The sequence below is a fragment of the Streptomyces sp. SX-6 genome, from assembly GCF_059089585.1.
The window spans coordinates 1-1,423 of the sequence record NZ_JBTHHU010000083.1 but is presented as its reverse complement, the minus strand read 5'-3'; the positions used below and the strand labels follow the sequence as shown (position 1 = coordinate 1,423).

The following is a 1,423-nucleotide window of genomic DNA, read 5'->3' as shown; positions in this document are numbered from 1 at the left end:
CTAGTGTGATGCGCCAGAAATCCTGAGGGTTAGTTACTACCCTGTTGGCATGTCGCATCCGGGGCCTTCCGCTGTGGAGATCACGCTGTCCGAGGCCGAGCGTGCCGAGCTGGCACGCCGGGCAGGGTTGCCGGACCGGCGCTCGGCCCAGAAGGCCCGGATCATCCTGGCGTGCGCTGACGGCATGTCAAACGCTGGTGTCGCACGGATCGTCGGCGTCCAGGCCAAGACAGTTGGCAAGTGGCGTCGGGCCTTCGCCGCAGAGCGGATGGCCGGGCTTGAGGACGCCGGCTGGATCGGTCGGCCGAAGGCCGACCTGGTCCTGGACGAGGCTGAGCGGAGCCAGCTGACGCAGTGGGCCAGGCGGGCGAAGACCGCCCAGATCCTCGCGTTGCGAGCGAAGATCGTGCTGCGCTGCGCGGAGGGCGGGACGAACCAACAAGCTGCGGCCGACCTCGGTATCGACAGGTCGACCGTGGACCGCTGGCGGGCCCGGTTCATCGCCCAACGCCTCGACGGTTTGCATGACGAGCCCCGCTCGGGCCGACCGCCCTCGATCCTCCTCGACCGGGTCGAGGAAGTCCTCGTGGCGACGCTGGAGTCCACGCCGGGCAAGGACACGCACTGGTCGCGCGCGTCGATGGCCCAGCGCACCGGTCTGTCGAAGTCGACGATCGGGCGCATCTGGAAGCGGTTCGATCTCAAGCCTCACCTGCAGGACGCCTTCAAGCTCTCCACCGACCCGCAGTTCGTCGCGAAGGTGGTCGATGTCGTCGGCCTGTACCACAATCCGCCCGAGAAGGCGGTGGTGTTGTGCGTGGACGAGAAAGCCCAGATACAGGCGCTGGACCGCTCGCAGCCGGTGCTGCCGATGATGCCCGGCATGCCCGAGCGGCGCACCCACGACTACTACCGGCACGGCATCACCAGCCTGTTCGCCGCCTTCAACATCGCCGACGGCACCGTCATCGGCGAACTCCACCGCCGCCACCGCGCCATCGAGTTCAAGAAGTTCCTGATCACAATCGACAAGGCCGTGCCCGACGGGCTCGATGTCCATCTCGTCTGCGACAACTACGCCACCCACAACACCGCCGAGATCAGGAACTGGCTCGGCAGACACCCCCGCTTCCACGTCCATTTCACCCCTACCGGCTCTTCCTGGATGAACCAGGTGGAGCGATGGTTCGGCCTGCTGACCGACAAACTCATCCGCCGCGGCGTCCACACCTCCGTCAAGGCCCTGGAGAGCGACATCAAGGCGTGGATTGCGCAGTGGAACGAAGACCCCAAACCCTTCACCTGGACCAAGACCGCCGACGAGATCCTCAACTCCCTCGCCGACTACCTCACCAAGGTCGGTGCCGGCAGCCAGATAACCGAGCAGAACTAACCCTCAGGATTTCTGGCGCATCACACTAGC

1 protein-coding gene is annotated in these 1,423 nt (G+C 65.7%); it reads left to right on the top strand.

Translation table 11 applies throughout. The features are described 5' to 3' along the window. Positions 1–49: 49 nt before the first annotated feature. A complete protein-coding gene (locus tag ACV530_RS36565; protein WP_494337044.1) occupies positions 50–1,393 on the top strand; it encodes an IS630 family transposase in 1,344 nt (447 codons plus the stop codon). The last annotated feature ends 30 nt before the right edge of the window (positions 1,394–1,423 follow it).